This window comes from Roseibacillus ishigakijimensis (genome assembly GCF_016595415.1).
Taxonomy (GTDB): domain Bacteria; phylum Verrucomicrobiota; class Verrucomicrobiia; order Verrucomicrobiales; family Akkermansiaceae; genus Roseibacillus; species Roseibacillus ishigakijimensis.
Window position 1 is genome coordinate 43,234 of record NZ_JAENIO010000027.1, and the last position, 14,377, is coordinate 57,610.

Annotated in this window: 13 protein-coding genes; 10 read left to right on the plus strand and 3 right to left on the minus strand. The window is 59.8% G+C overall.

What is annotated here, in order from left to right; translation table 11 throughout:
• Positions 1 to 51: 51 nt before the first annotated feature.
• Positions 52 to 402 (plus strand): winged helix-turn-helix transcriptional regulator, encoded by a 351-nt coding sequence (locus JIN78_RS11120; RefSeq protein WP_345778148.1) that lies wholly within the window; start codon positions 52 to 54, stop codon positions 400 to 402.
• A gap of 32 nt (positions 403 to 434) precedes the next feature.
• Here JIN78_RS11120 and JIN78_RS11125 read toward each other — a convergent pair whose 3' ends face one another.
• Entirely contained in the window at positions 435 to 572 is a 138-nt protein-coding gene (locus tag JIN78_RS11125) for a hypothetical protein (RefSeq protein WP_200392045.1), read from the minus strand.
• Between the two features lie 29 nt (positions 573 to 601).
• Here JIN78_RS11125 and JIN78_RS11130 point away from each other — a divergent pair, with 29 nt between their 5' ends.
• From JIN78_RS11130 to JIN78_RS11165, 8 genes are all read left to right on the plus strand, one after another.
• Positions 602 to 1,138, plus strand: a complete 537-nt coding sequence (locus tag JIN78_RS11130; protein WP_307832997.1) for a thiamine pyrophosphate-dependent enzyme — start codon at positions 602 to 604, stop codon at positions 1,136 to 1,138.
• A gap of 123 nt (positions 1,139 to 1,261) precedes the next feature.
• Entirely contained in the window at positions 1,262 to 2,032 is a 771-nt protein-coding gene (locus JIN78_RS11135) for a hypothetical protein (RefSeq protein ID WP_200392047.1), read from the plus strand.
• Positions 2,033 to 2,111: 79 nt separating this feature from the next.
• Positions 2,112 to 4,139, plus strand: a complete 2,028-nt coding sequence (locus tag JIN78_RS11140) for an ATP-binding response regulator (protein WP_200392048.1) — start codon at positions 2,112 to 2,114, stop codon at positions 4,137 to 4,139.
• A gap of 21 nt (positions 4,140 to 4,160) precedes the next feature.
• Positions 4,161 to 4,931 carry a sensor histidine kinase gene (locus JIN78_RS11145; protein WP_200392049.1) on the plus strand — a complete coding sequence of 257 codons (771 nt, stop codon included), beginning with the start codon at positions 4,161 to 4,163 and terminating at the stop codon, positions 4,929 to 4,931.
• Positions 4,928 to 6,244, plus strand: a complete 1,317-nt coding sequence (locus tag JIN78_RS11150) for a YiiX/YebB-like N1pC/P60 family cysteine hydrolase (RefSeq protein WP_200392050.1) — start codon at positions 4,928 to 4,930, stop codon at positions 6,242 to 6,244. Before JIN78_RS11145 ends, JIN78_RS11150 begins: the two co-directional genes overlap by 4 nt.
• 67 nt (positions 6,245 to 6,311) lie before the next feature.
• Positions 6,312 to 7,229 carry a hydroxymethylbilane synthase gene (gene hemC, locus JIN78_RS11155; protein ID WP_200392051.1) on the plus strand — a complete coding sequence of 306 codons (918 nt, stop codon included), beginning with the start codon at positions 6,312 to 6,314 and terminating at the stop codon, positions 7,227 to 7,229.
• Positions 7,230 to 7,244: 15 nt separating this feature from the next.
• Positions 7,245 to 8,774 carry a uroporphyrinogen-III C-methyltransferase gene (cobA, locus tag JIN78_RS11160; RefSeq protein WP_200392052.1) on the plus strand — a complete coding sequence of 510 codons (1,530 nt, stop codon included), beginning with the start codon at positions 7,245 to 7,247 and terminating at the stop codon, positions 8,772 to 8,774.
• Between the two features lie 68 nt (positions 8,775 to 8,842).
• The gene (locus tag JIN78_RS11165) at positions 8,843 to 11,131 is read left to right on the plus strand and encodes a transglycosylase domain-containing protein (protein ID WP_200392053.1); all 2,289 of its coding nucleotides are present in this window, start codon (positions 8,843 to 8,845) and stop codon (positions 11,129 to 11,131) included.
• Between the two features lie 9 nt (positions 11,132 to 11,140).
• Here the strand turns inward: JIN78_RS11165 and JIN78_RS11170 are convergent, their stop codons facing one another.
• Positions 11,141 to 11,989 (minus strand): universal stress protein, encoded by an 849-nt coding sequence (locus JIN78_RS11170; protein ID WP_200392054.1) that lies wholly within the window; start codon positions 11,987 to 11,989, stop codon positions 11,141 to 11,143.
• A 36-nt stretch (positions 11,990 to 12,025) separates the two neighbouring features.
• Positions 12,026 to 13,519 carry a SulP family inorganic anion transporter gene (locus JIN78_RS17750; protein WP_200392055.1) on the minus strand — a complete coding sequence of 498 codons (1,494 nt, stop codon included), beginning with the start codon at positions 13,517 to 13,519 and terminating at the stop codon, positions 12,026 to 12,028.
• A gap of 174 nt (positions 13,520 to 13,693) precedes the next feature.
• On the opposite strand from JIN78_RS17750, the gene JIN78_RS11180 reads away from it, so the two are divergent.
• Positions 13,694 to 14,329 carry a hypothetical protein gene (locus JIN78_RS11180; RefSeq protein ID WP_200392056.1) on the plus strand — a complete coding sequence of 212 codons (636 nt, stop codon included), beginning with the start codon at positions 13,694 to 13,696 and terminating at the stop codon, positions 14,327 to 14,329.
• The last annotated feature ends 48 nt before the right edge of the window (positions 14,330 to 14,377 follow it).

A 14,377-nucleotide genomic window follows, 5' to 3' on the forward strand; every position in this document is an offset into this window, starting at 1 on the left:
GCCCAATCTAGTTTCTCTTGTCAACCAGTGGACTTTTTGTAACCTGTAAACATGAATCCGAGTAGTGATAAGAACGAGCCTCCCATTTGCCTCCCCCCTTGTGATGAACCGTGCCCCATTGAGCGGGGAATGCGAATCATCGGTGGCAAGTGGAAAGGCTCCATTCTCTGGTATTTGCAAGACCGCCCCTTGCGCTTTAACGAACTCGCTCGCTTGCTCGGGGGGGCCAGTCGCAAGATGGTGAACAGCCGTCTGAAAGAGATGGAAGCCATGGGGATGATCACCCGCACCGTTATCAGCGACCGCCCGATTGCGGTTCAATATGAAATCACGAATTTCGGGAGGTCAGCCCTCGGAGTCTTGGACAAACTCAAATGCTGGGCAGAAGACAATTCGATCTAATCGCGGGTCACCATCTGCCAGACCATCCCTTCTTAAGCGGTCAGCGACAAACCTTCCCCCAACCAGGAGAAGGGCCGCACCGTGAACCCGGGGAGGAAATCAACCAGATTGCCCTCCATACGCTTGAAAAAGGGCGTGTCATTGTCGAGAGCCAGCGCGAAATGGGCCACCGCCCCAGCAGAAGGTCCCCGGCGTTGCCATCTGCGTGCTTGGGGATGGTGCGACCAATCAAGGCGCTTTTCACGAGGCGCTCAATTTGGCCGCTCTCTTCCGCCTGCCGATCGTCTCCATCATCGAGAATAATCAATTCAGCTTTTGCACTGCAGTCGACAGCCACTCCCGCTACCGGCAATGCCTTGCCCCCCGGGCCGAGGCCTACGACATGGCTTGGAACGTCATCGAGGATGGCAGCGACCTTCTGCTTTTGCGCGAACAGCTGGCCCCGGTCTTGCAGCGAGCCCGGCTGCGACAGGGCCCCACCTTGGTAGAGATTGCGACCTATCGCTTCTATGGTTTCACCTTGGGAGACGCCAACAGCAAAAAATACCGCACGCCAGAAGAGATTCAGTGGCACCGCGATCATCGTGACCCGGTCTTTCGATGGGAAAAGAAACTGCTCGAAGAGGATCTCCTCCCCCCCCGAGGACGCCAACAAAATCCGGAAGACTTATCGCCGACAGGACATGGACGCCGCAACAGAATTTGCCGAAATGAGTCCTCCCCCCACTCGGGATGATTTGCAAAAGCAGGTCTATTGGGAGGTGGACCAAGGTGGCGACAGCTTGGAGGGACGCTATTTCTTCGATTGACTTGCTTTTTCCGCCTTCTTTTCAGGAGCGGATTCTGCGAGAACGTCGCCATGAAACTCCTTGCGCTCCTTTTCCTTCTTCCCCTCTCCCTCTTGGCCAACGACACCGCGATGCACGATGGCGGGGCCGGTCCCGAGCCGGTGGGCTGGACCAGTGGAGAGGAAAGCGTGGTGCGCATGGTGCGGGAAGAAATCACGGTGGAAATGAACCCCATTGACTCGGCCGTGCATTGCCGCTTTGTCTTCGTGAACGAAAAGAAAAACGGGGTCGCAACCCAGCAGTTGGGCTTCCCCGACATCACGCGCAGCCAGCAAGACGGCGATATTATGGGAGCGATCAGCGAGATGCGCAGCTTCGTCAACGGCCAGGAAGTGGAAACCAGCTTGGTGAGCAAAGAATTGGCCGATTTCGGAAAGCAGACCTGGCACGTCATCACCGCGCAATTCCCTCCAGGAGAGGAAGTCATCGTGGAGCGCCGCTTCCGCACGGCCAATGGCGCGACTGCCGGCGGGCCGCACTTCTTTGGCTACACCACCCAGACGGGCGGAAATTGGCATGGACGTATCGCCAAGGGCACCTTCACCGTTCATCTGGCGGAAGGAATGCAGGCCGCGCGGCTGGAGCTAGAACCAGCGAACGGATGGCAACGCTCCGAGGATGGTCGACGCCTGCAACTCGTCTGGACCGACTTTGAGCCCCGCACCGAAGTCAATCGCCACTACTGGTCGGTGGGCTGGCATTTCCCCGGAGAAGCGTTTGGTGACAATGGCACCCTCCGTGACGCGCTCGCCAAGCCCTACCTCTCCCCCTCAAGTGACTGAGCAAGACCGTATTTCTTCCCCGTTCGCTAGACGATTTACATTGTCAACATCCACTAGAGGGCGTATTTAGTAGGACCTGATGGATCCTACCCCCGCTACTCTGTATCCCCCCACATCCCCCTCCCTCCGCCACTCCCCGCTCCCCCAACTTTATGTCGAGCGAGAAAGCGGCCAAATATTGGAAGCCAGCCCAAGCAGTCGGGAGTTGCTCCACTCCGACAATTTCCAGCTTCCCTGGTGGGAGCTATTGAATTGCCAGACTCCGGCAATCACCCAAAATATCCGTGCCACCCGTGGCGAAAACTACTTCCAGTCCCAGACCCCGCTGGTGATTCCCACCCGAACGGGGACTGAAAAGGCCTTCAAGCTGGTGAGCACTGTCTTCGGCGATTGCCAACTCCTCACCCTGACCCCCGTCGACCAACGAAACAAAAACATCCAGATGCTGGAGAAAGCCTTTCAATCGGGAGAATTTCGCCGGGGCGACGATTACTTCCGCTTCTGGGCCAAAACCTTCTGTGAGGCCATGGAAATGGACTACGCGCTGGTGGCCAAACTGGAAAGACACGGCGATCAGCGCATCGCCCGTTCCATCACCTTTTATAGTGTTCACGAAGGATTTCTTCCCAATTTGTGCTATAACCTGGCGGGCACGCCCTGCCTCTTGGCCTACCAATCCTTGGAGCCATCCTTTGTCCCCGCCAACCTGCAACAAACCTTTCCCGACGACCCCGATCTGGTTGAATTGGGAGCGCAGTCCTATCTCGGTATCTCCATTCTAGGCGAGAAAAAGGAAGCTCTCGGCCATCTTGCCCTGCTCAGCCGCAGCCCCATCACCCCCCCCTCGCACACGGAAAGGCTTTTTCTGCGTATCTTTGCCTCGCGTTCGGGAGCGGAATTTCTACGCGAAAGCACCGAAAAGAAACTGCGCCTCTCCCGCCGCAAAGCCGAGGAAGCCAATCAGGCTAAAACGCGCTTTCTGGCAAACATGAGCCACGAACTGCGGAGTCCCCTCAATGCGGTTCTCGGCTACTCCCAGTTGCTGGCTAACAGTAAAAGCCTGGAGGAAGAGGATCGGCAGCGAGTGGCCGACATCAATCGCAACGGTCGGCATCTCCTCTTCCTCATCAACGACATTCTCGACATGTCGCGCATTGAGCTCAGCCACATCGAAGTGAACCTCACCACTTTTGAATTGGCTGAGATTCACAAGGATTTGGAAACCATGTTCCGTCCCGAGACTGTCCGGCAGGAATGCGAGTTCGTCCTGCGAATCCCCTCCGACCTCCCCAAACACATTCTTTCCGACCGGGTCAAACTCCGGCAGATCTTGACCAACCTGATCTCCAACGCGCTCAAATATGGAGACAAGAGACTCATCACCTATGAAGTCGCACGGGAAACCGCAGGGGAAGGACATGAGCCTCATTTGCTTTTTCACGTCGCCAATTCGGGGGAACCTTTGACCAAAGAATCGAGGGAACGCGTCTTTCTACCCTTCGAGCGTGGAGACGATGTCAATCAAGGGGAGACTCCGGTGGACGGCACCGGCCTCGGTCTCTCCATCGCCCGCAGCTTTGCCCGCCGCATGGGAGGCGATCTTTTTCATAAACCACTCAGCACCGGAGAATTCAGAGGAAATCTCTTCACGCTAAAAATTCCCCTCATTCTGCCCACCGAGCAGCAACTGGAAGAAACCGCGCCTTCTTCCATTCCTCCCAATCATGAGCTTTCGGGAGTGGTTCTCGTAGTGGATGACAATGAAGCAAGCCGCGACATCGTGCGGCAACTTCTCACCTCGAAGGGATTAATCGTGCTAGAAGCTGCTGATGGTCAGGAGGGAATTGACCTGTGTCTCTCGCAACGCCCTGACCTCGTTCTCATGGATGTGCGCATGCCAAAAATGTCAGGCTTGGAGGCTTCTTCCTTGTTAAAAAACAAGTTAGCTGCAGAATGTCCTCCCATAGTCGGCTTCACTGGTGATTTGCTAGATGTGCAGGGAACTCCCATGAAACACGAATTATTTGATTTAGTTATCGGGAAGCCCTTCAACTTTGAGACTCTTATTGATACCGTCCACACTTTCCTCCAGTCCGACCCCGAATAACGCCCGAACCGCCGCCTTCCCATGTCCCTCGTTGATGCCTTTTCCACCAAAAGTGATTCCCAACAATTGCAGTCCCTTACTGCCAATACCGAGCATTTCCCCATGGGACCTGCCAACGACTACTTTTGCAAGCTGGTGCGGGGGCTGGTCCACAAGCACAATAATTTCCTCACCATTGCCCAAGGCTACTCCGACCTTCTCTTGAACAGCCCTGGCAATCCGGCCGATCGACAGAGCAGCTTGGAAGCCATCTCGAAGTGCACCCGGCGGGCTGTCGAACTCAATCACCGCGTCATTGCTTGTGCCAGCGACGACGAACCCCATATCAAATTAATTAGCATCAAGGACTTTCTCGACCCGAGAAAGCCCCTCTACCAAGGAATTGCCCGGCGACATGACCTTACCATCGAATGCCAGAATGAACTGCAGGACACCCAGCTCATCGCTACCGATCCCTATTGGTTGGAAGTGATTTTGGAGGAAATTTTTCACAATGCCTGCGAGGCCCGGGAGACCACCGAGGTGATCTACGCGGCCCGCTTAATCGCGGAAACCACCGTGCAGCTGGAGATTCGCGACAATGGGGAAGGAATCTCTTCTGACGTCCTGCCGCGGGTCTTCGATCCGTTTTTCTCCAAGAAAGAGCGGGAACACCTCGGCATTGGCCTCACCCGCGCGGGCATTCTGTCCGTCAAGCTAGGCATCACCCTCACTATCCATCAGCTGGAGCGCGGCACGCGAGTCTCCCTCGAAATCCCCACCCACCTGAACAATTCCGGCGAACAGGAATGACCAGAAGGCTGGCCAGCGACCTTGCCACCAGTCGAGACACCCTACTGGCAGCGGCCTCCGCCCTCCCCCGCCGGGACCAATTGACCCGCGAAATCGCCGATGCCGAGGCCGCACAAGCGCGAGGATACTATCTGCCTGACGAAGATGAACGCCTGCGCGAGGTCTTCGCCCGCTATCTGGAACTGCGCACCGCCCTCCGCACCGTCGTGGCCCGCATGGAGCCCTGGGTCGATCGAGGGGAGGAGCTGGACAAAAACCTCCGGCTCAGCGTCTTCCTGGTCGGCTTCACCGCCGCTTGCTTTCTTGTCCGTAGCGGAATCTTCATCATCAATATGGCTTCCGAGCACCGGGTGGTGCGCCGGAAGCTGGATGAAGCGGAACCCCGCTATGGGATTCCCCGCAAAACCTTTACCGAGGTCTACCGCCTGCAAAGCTCCGTGCGCAGAATGTGGAAATTCCATGAAGCGTGGCAATTTTATCAAAAGCACCGCACCGAAGTGCTCGCCCTCCGGAGCGATTCCGCCCTTGGTCCGGTAGCGGTGCTGCTGGAAGAGGAAGAACCCTTCATGGAAACCCGCCGCCGGGCCTACTGGCACCACCGCATCCACTACCGGCTTCACTCCTTCCGCCGTCGCCATCGCCAGGGCTTCGAGCAAACCATGTTTCACATCTTCGAGCTGGGGGGACGCACGGTGGCAGAACTCCGCGATCCTTTCGCCGGACTTTTCCCGCAACCCAAGCGGGCTCTGCGCCATTGCGAACTCGGTCATCAATACCTCGAGCCGGGGGACATCCTGATCACCCGGCATCGCGATGCTCTCAGCAACCGCTTTTTGCCCGGCTTCTGGCCTCATGCCGCCCTCCACGTCGGCGCCCTTGGCGATTGTGAGGGCCAGTTTGTGGAAGCCCGCAAGGATGGCGTCCGCCTCCGCCCTATGGAGGACACTCTCGCCGTCGACTCGGCCCTTGTTCTGCGCGCTCGCCTGCCACGCGAAATCCGTGAAGAAGCGGCCCGCCGGGCCCTGACCCACGTCGGTAAGCTCTACGATTTCGCCTTCGACTTCCGCCAGGCCACCCGGCTGGCCTGCACCGCCCTCGTCTACCGCAGCTGGCACGGCTTGGGCGGCATCCGCTTCGAACTCGGAGCCAAGGCCGGGCGACTTTGCCTCTCAGCGGAAGATCTCATCACCCAATCGCTCGCCCACAACGACTTCGAGGTCGTGGCCTATTTCGGTCCCCGATGTGAATCCGTCAGCTTGGGGAAAGCCGCCGCCGAGCAATTCCACGTCGATCGCGAGCAAGTGGCCGGTTGATTCCCGGGGTGGCTTTCTCGCCGCTTGACGATTCGCGTGCAAGCCCCACTCTGTCCCTCCGTCAGTCATGTCCACCTCTCTCACCCTTGGCACCCGCGGCAGTGCCCTTGCCCTTCGACAAGCCGAGATGACCGAGGCCGCTCTCGCCGGTCACTGCAAACTCACTCGCGAAGTCATCGTCACGACGGGAGATCGTCGCACCGACATTCCCCTCGCAGCGGTGGCTGCCGCCTCCGGAGTGGTTGACAAAGGGGTTTTCATCAAAGAGTTGGAGGTGGCGCTCCTCGACGGCGAGATCGACTTTGCGGTCCATTCCCTCAAGGACGTGCCCACCATTCTGGAACCGGACTTCGAAATCTGTGCCGTCCTCCCCCGCGCCCGCACCGGGGACGTCCTCATCACCCGGGGTCCCACCTTGGAGGAACTCCCCGCCGGCGCGACCATTGCCACTTCCTCGGTGCGCCGGAGGCTGCAGCTGCTGCGACTGCGCCCCGATTTGCAAGTGGTCGACATCCGCGGCAATGTCCCCACCCGTTTGCAAAAAGTCATTTCTGAAGAAGGCCTCGACGGCACGATCTTGGCCGAAGCCGGCCTCCTCCGCCTCGGCTACCCCACCAGCGGAACCCTGACTACCGAGCAAGGAGATTCCCTCACGGCCCACCTTCTCGATCGCGAGGAATTCCTGCCCGCCGCCGGACAAGGAGCGGTCGCGATGGAAATCCTCAAAAACAACAACCGGGCCCGGGAGGTGCTGGCCCACCTCAATGATGAGGAGACCATGGTCCGCATCACCGCCGAACGCCACTTTCTCGCTCTCCTGCAGGCGGGCTGCGACACCCCCGTCGGCATCGACTCCCGCCTAGTGGAGGGCGAACTCCACCTTTTTGCCCGCGTCTTTGAGGACGATGGCAGCCACCGCTCCGCCCGGGCCAAGGGCCGCGACGCCCTTGCCACCGCGCAATCCCTCTTCGACACTCTGGCCTAGAACCCACTCCCTTTCATGAAATCCCAAGGAATTTGCTATCTCGTCGGCGCCGGCCCCGGTGACATCGGCCTCATCACCGTCAAGGGCCGCGAATGCGTGGAATCCTGCGACGTGCTCGTCTACGACGCGCTCAGCAGCCCGGAGCTACTGACCTGGACCAAGCCCGGCTGCGAAAAAATCTACGCCGGCAAGCGAGCCAAAAATCACGCCATTCCCCAGGAGGGCATCAACGCCCTCATCGTCGAGAAGACCTTGGCGGGCAAAACCGTCTGCCGGCTCAAAGGCGGCGATCCCATGATTTTCGGGCGGGGAGGCGAAGAAGCAGCCGAACTCGCCGCCGCTGGCGTGCCCTTCGAGATCGTTCCCGGGATTTCCTCCACCATCGGCGGACCCGCCTACGCTGGCATCCCGGTGACCCACCGCGATCACTGCTCCCAGCTCACTCTGTTTACCGGCCACGAGGACCCCACCAAGGAGGAGACCTCGCTGGACTACGCCCACCTCGCCAAGACCCCCGGCACCAAGGTCTTTGTCATGGGCATCTCCCGCTTGCGCGAAATCACCGCCCAATTCGTGGCCCACGGAGCCGCTCCCGATACCCCCATCGCCTTGACCCGCTGGGCCACCACGGGCAAACACCGCACCATCACCGGCACCCTGGTCGACATCGCCGACACCGCTGAGCGCGTGAACTTCCAGTCCCCAGCAGTGGCCGTCATCGGTGACGTGGTCAAAGAGCGCGAGCGCATCAACTGGTTCGAAAGCAAGCCCCTCTTTGGCAAAAAAGTCGTAGTCACCCGCACCCGCGAGCAAGCGGGCAAGCTTTCCAAGGAATTGCACCAACGCGGGGCCGAGGTCCTTGAGCTCCCCACCATCCGCATCGAGGATCCCGATGACACCCGGGGCTTTGCCGAAGCAGTGCGCGATGCCCACACTTACGATTGGCTCGTCTTCACCAGCCCCAATGGAGTGGAGCGCTTTTTCGAAGGATTCTACGCCATCTATCAAGACGCCCGCAGCCTGGGAGGGCCAAAGATCGCGGCCATTGGCCCGGCCACCGTGGCCAAGGTCAAAGAGTACCGCTTCACCGTGGACCTGGTGCCCGAGAAGCACGTCGCGGAGGGCCTCCTGGAAGCCTTCAAAAACGAGTTTGTCGACAGCCTCACTGTCCTTTGGGTGAAAGCCGACGAGACCCGCATGGTCATCGCCGACGGGCTCAATGCCCTCAACGCCATTGTGGACATTTGCGTGGCCTACAAGACCGTGCCCGAAAGCGACGACCCCACCGGGGCCCGCGCCCTCCTCGCGGATGAAGGCGCGGACTACATTACCTTCACCAGCGGAAGCACGGCCCAGCACTTCTTCGCCTTGGGCATCGATCTACCTCCCCATTGCCGGCTCGCATCCATCGGCCCCATCACCACCCAAGTCCTCACCTCCCTCGGCCATCCCCCTCACTTGGAAGCGAAAAGCCACGACATTCCCGGTTTGGTGGCCGCCATTGAGGAGGATGCCCAAAGCCAACAAGAAACGGCGGCCTCCTGACCTCACCCGGGGTGAGGCCGAGATTTCGCAGACGAAACGGCCTGCCCCGCAACGTTCCCTCCCAGCCCATGGCAAAAAAGAAAGCAAACCGCCGCCGCCCGGCCAAAAAGAAGGCCACCCGCCAGCCCGCCAGTCCGGGATTCTTCGGCTGGCTCTTTTTCTGGCCCTACCATCTGCTCGCCCGCCTGGTCGCCAGCTGGCCAGCCGCCATTCGTTGGCCAGTCAAGCTGGGGGCCTTCGGAGCCGCCATGGGCTTTGTTTGCGCCCTCGTGATGGCGCTTTTCTACGCCGTGCGCGCCCTCCCCTACGACCTCGCCGAGGTGCGGGAGATGCCCGAACGCACCACCGTGCTGGACCGCAATGGCCGCGAAATCGCCCGCCTTCACGGCGAAAACCGCACCATCGTGCCCCTGAGCGAGATTTCCCCGCACTTTGAAAACGCCCTCCTCGCCCGCGAGGACAGCCGCTTCCGCCGCCACCCCGGGGTCGACCCCTTCGGCATCGCCCGCTCCATTCTAGAGAACATCAAACGCCGACGCTTTGCCCAAGGCAGCTCGACCTTGACCATGCAATTGGCGCGCAACACCTTCAACCTGCAAAACGGCACCCTGCTGCGCCTGAAGACCCCCGGGGCCCTCGTCGAGTTGGACCGAAAATTCCTCGAAATCGCAGTCTCCTTCCGCATCGAAGCTCGCTACAGCAAAGACGAAATTCTGGAAGCCTACGTCAACCGCATCTTCTGGGGCCACTCCTACCGTGGCATCGAGGCCGCCGCCCAAAATTACTTCGGCAAACCCGCCGCCGACCTCACCCTCTCGGAGTGTGCGCTCTTGGCCGGCATCATTCGCGGTCCGAATTCCTTCACTCCCCACCGCTATCCCGAGCGGGCCAAGCGCGAGCGCGACACCACCCTGGATTCCATGGTGCGGGAGAACTTCCTCTCTCCCCAGGAGGCTGAAAAAGCCAAACAGGAACCGCTGCGCATCAAGGAAACCCCACAAGTCAAGACCGGCTGGTCACTCAACATCATCCAACGGGAGTTGAATGAAATCCTCGCCCGCAAGAACATCAAGCAAGGCGGGCTCACCATCACCACTACCTTGGATGCCTCGTTGCAAAGCATCGCCGAAGATGCGGTGGAAGAACAACTGCGCACCATTGAGAGCCGGGCTGGCTACCCCCACCGCTCGCGGGCCAGCTGGCAGCGCAACCCCGGCACCACCCCGGACTACCTGCAAGCCGCCGTAGTCATTCTCGACACCAAAACCGGCGCGGTGCGGACGGTGGTGGGTGGTCGCGACGTTTCAGAGTCCGCCTACGATCGCGCCCAATGGTCGCAGCGCTCGGCGGGCTCACTCTTCAAGCCCTTCGTCTACCTCGCAGCCTACGAGAAAGGAATGCTTCCCGAAACCTGGGTGGCCGATACCCCCCTGCGGGCGGGAGAAGTAAAAAATGCCGCCGCCGGATGGCCGGCCAATGCCGATGGCAAATACTACGAGCGCATCCGCAGTGGCGACGGGCTCATCCTCTCCCGCAATGCCTCCACCATCCGGGTGGGCGATTTCGCGGGCATGGAGGAAGTGGTCGACACCGCCCGGGCTGCGGGCCTGCTGCGAAAAGCCGACGAGGATCCTTCCCTCTACTTGGGCAATTTTCCCGCTTCGCCCTGGGAACTGGCCACCGCCTACACCACCTTTCCCAATGGTGGCTCGCGGGTGGTCCCCTACCTCATTGACCGCATCCAGGACGACGAAGGCAAGGTTCTCTACCAATCCAGCAGCCTGAAAGCCCCCGTGGCCCGCCCCGAGACCGCCGGACTGGTCAACAATCTTCTCCGCGAAGTGACCGCCTCCGGCACGGCCCGCTCTCTGCGCAGTGTCTACGGCTTCTCCGCTCCGGCGGCGGGAAAAACCGGCACCACCAATGACTATCACGATGCCTGGTATGCCGGCTACACCAGCTCCTTGACCGCCTGCGTCTGGGTCGGCCTGGATTCCCCCAAGACCATTGTCGACAGCGGCTACGGAGGCTCCCTAGCCCTGCCCATCTGGGCTGATATCTTTCGCAAGGCAGCCTCCCTACGCGAGATCGATGGCAGCTCCCGCTACCCCGCGAACAGTCTCGATCCGGAGCTGGAATACGAGCGCGTGCGCCTCTGCCGCCACTCCGGCAAACGCGTGACCCCGGGTTGCGAAGCTGCGGGCACCGCCTACCAGGACCTCGTGCCCCGCGCTCTCGTGCCTGCCCACAATGACTTCTGCACCGTGCATCCTCTTCGAGCCCTGCCCGTGCCCTCGCAATCGGCCCCGCCCCGTCGGCAGCAGCAACAGCCCCTCCGCGCCCTCCCCGTGGAGTGACCTCACTTTTTAGCGGAAGAGAAGCACGGGAATGTGGCACTCGCGCACCAGGGCCGTGGTCGTGCTCCCGATGACGAAACGCCGGATGCGGGAATGCCCGTAGGCCCCCATCACCAGCAGGTCGGCCTGGCGATCCTCGGCCTCGCGAATGATCATTTTGTCGGGATCCCCTTCCAGTAAATCCGCCTGCACCTCGAAGCCCGCTCCCCGCAGCGCGGTGGCGGCCTTTTCCAGCTCCCGCTCCAGCTCACCGCCGGGCTTGCCGACCGCCACCAAATGAGCCTGCAGCCCCTTGAGCAAGGGATTGGAGGCCGCATAATGGACCGCCTTCAGCGCGCTATCGCCGCCATCAAAGGCCAGCAAAAAGGAAGTGATGGGATTGAAAGCACGCGCGGCCACCAGCACCGGAATCTCGGTCGCCCGCACCACGCGCTCAAGGTTGCTACCGAGATGACCCTTGGAAAAATTCGCGTGTTCCCCGCGTTTGCCGATCACGACCACTTCCGCGTCGCCCTCGAACTCGTCCACGGTATCAACGAGCGCTCCATGGCGTTGCAGGGTTTCCACCTGGCTCACCCCCAGTTCGCGCAATTGTTTGGCCGCATCTTCCAAAATGGCCTTTCCACGCAGACGGGCCACCCGGGCATGGGATTCCTCATGGCGCACCAATTCCTCCATCAGCTCCGCCCCGGCATCAAAGCCCAGGCTCCCGGTCAAATCCGTGGGCAAGGTCTCCTCCCGTTCGAGGACGTGCAGCACACGGACCAAGGACTCGTCACGCCGGGCCGCCCAGGCCGCGTGTTCGTAGATGCTGGGCGCGTAGAGAGAACCGTCAGTGCAGGCGAGAATGGGTTTCATAACAAAAAAGATAGCGGATTTTCGGGAGAAAAAAAGTCAATGCGCACCCGGCTCACCGGTCGCTCCCTCTTTATCGTGCGTGCCCAGTTTGCCCACGATGGTGGCACTGGCTTCGTTCATCCCCAGGACCTCCACCTCAGTGCCTTCGCGGCGGAACTTGAAGACCACTTTATCGAGCACACCCACCGAGGTGAGGTCCCAGAAGTGGGCCTCGGAAACGTCGATGACGACTTTGGAGACCACTTCCTTGAAATCGAAAAATTCATAGAACTTGTCCGAAGAGGCAAAGAAGAGCTGCCCCGAGACGCGGTAGGTGCGGCACTCCTTCGCTTCGTCCAGCTCGCTTGCCACCGCAATGAGCTGGGCCACCTTGCGGGCAAAGAAAACCGCACTGAGCAGCACGCCCACGCCCACCCCGATGGCGAGGTTGTGGGTGGCAATGACCACCACCACGGTGGACAGCATCACGATACTGGTGGTGGGCGGATGCACGAAGAGGTTCTTGAAGGACGCCCAGTTGAAGGTGCCGATGGAGACCATGATCATGACCGCGACGAGGGCCGGCATGGGAATCTTGGCCACCAAATCATTGAGCGCGATGCAGAGAATAATGAGCACGAATCCCGCAATGAAAGTAGAGAGCCGGGTGCGGCCACCCGATTTGACGTTGATCACGGACTGCCCAATCATCGCGCAGCCAGCCATGCCGCCGAAGAAACCGGTCACGAAGTTGGCAATCCCCTGCCCTCGGGCTTCCCGATTCTTATCCGAAGCAGTATCGGTCAATTCATCCACAATTTGCGCGGTCATGAAGGACTCCAGCAGCCCCACCGCCACCAGACTCAGGGAAACCGGCAGAATGATTTTCATCAGGTCCAGATTCCAGGCCACCTCCGGCAAGCCAAAGGAAGGAAGTGCTTTGGGCAATTCCCCCAAATCACCCACCGTGCGCACCTGCAAGCCCATGAAGTGACTCACCAGAGTCAAAATGATGATGGCGATGAGCGGCGAGGGCACGGCTTTGGTCACCAACGGAAGCAAATAGATGATGGCCAATCCCGCCCCTACGAGCAGGTAGCTGACCCAGGTCACCTTATCCACCGAGAGGTCCAGCTCCGGCATTTGGGCCAAAAAGATGACAATGGCCAAGGCATTGACGAAACCCGTCATCACCGATTTCGAAACGAAGCGCATCAACCCACCCACCTTGAGATAACCGAGGATAAACTGCAGCACCCCGGTCAGAATGGTGGCCGCAAAAAGATACTCCACCCCATGCTCTTGCACGAGGTGTTTCATGAGCAGGGCCATCGCCCCGGTGGCAGCGGAAATCATGGCTGGCCGTCCTCCCACGAAAGCGACAATGACCGCGATGATGAAGGAGGCATAAAGGCCCACCTTGGGATCCACTCCGGCCAAGATGGAAAAAGCGATGGCCTCCGGAATCAGAGCGAGTGCCACCACGAGCCCCGCGAGCACATCGGCCCGCACATTGGAAAACCACTCTTCTTGAATCGAACTTTTAGTCACAACGCATCACCCGGACCATCCGGAGCCCGCGCCATGCCAGAGATGTCTCCCCCATGCAAGACCGATCCCCAGCAAGCGACGAGCTCCTTTCTCATTGACAGCTCTTCTGCGGTTCCCCTATTTTATCCTATAAGGTAGGATCGTTTATTCACCTTCTCTTTCCCCTTCCCTGCCATGAAACCCATCTTCCTCCCAGCCTTTGCGTTCGCCCTTCTTTTTGCCTCCCCATCAGCCGTTGGGCAAGAGGCAGAAAGGGCCGAAGTCTCCCAGACCGAAAGACGTTTAATCCATCCTTTACTTGTCGCGCCCCTCGACCCGGAAAAACTCCTCCAAGCAGTCGCAGAACACGAATCCAACGACCAGAACAACGACCATCTCATGTGGCTGATCCTTCGTGCGGCCATCGAGAAAAGGCAAGATTACCGCCCTCTCCTGGAGGTGAAAAAGCTCAGAAAAACGCAAAACCTGCGACTCGCCTTGGCCGCCTACCGCTACAACCTTGAGGGCCGGGAGAAAGTTCTCGACCCCATCTTAGCTCAACTTGCCACCGAGGAGATAGGAGCTGACACCGACTCGATTGTGATCCTCTCCGTGCTGAACGAGTGGGACCGCAGCGTTCGGGCCTTCCGCAAGCACTTCATCCGCACCGACGGAACGGGAGGTGAGGCCAAGCGCACCTTCCTTGCCACCCGGGCTTTCTTGTATCCAGAGAAGTATGCGGAAATGAGGGACGCTCTTGAAGCCCCCATCAAGTGGCCCCAGCCCCTGATGCCTGCAGGCAAAGAAGAACAGGACAGCCTCGGGAAGTGAGAACCTTGGGGCTAAAGGGAGGGAAGAGGTCAGGAAGTAACCTCGACC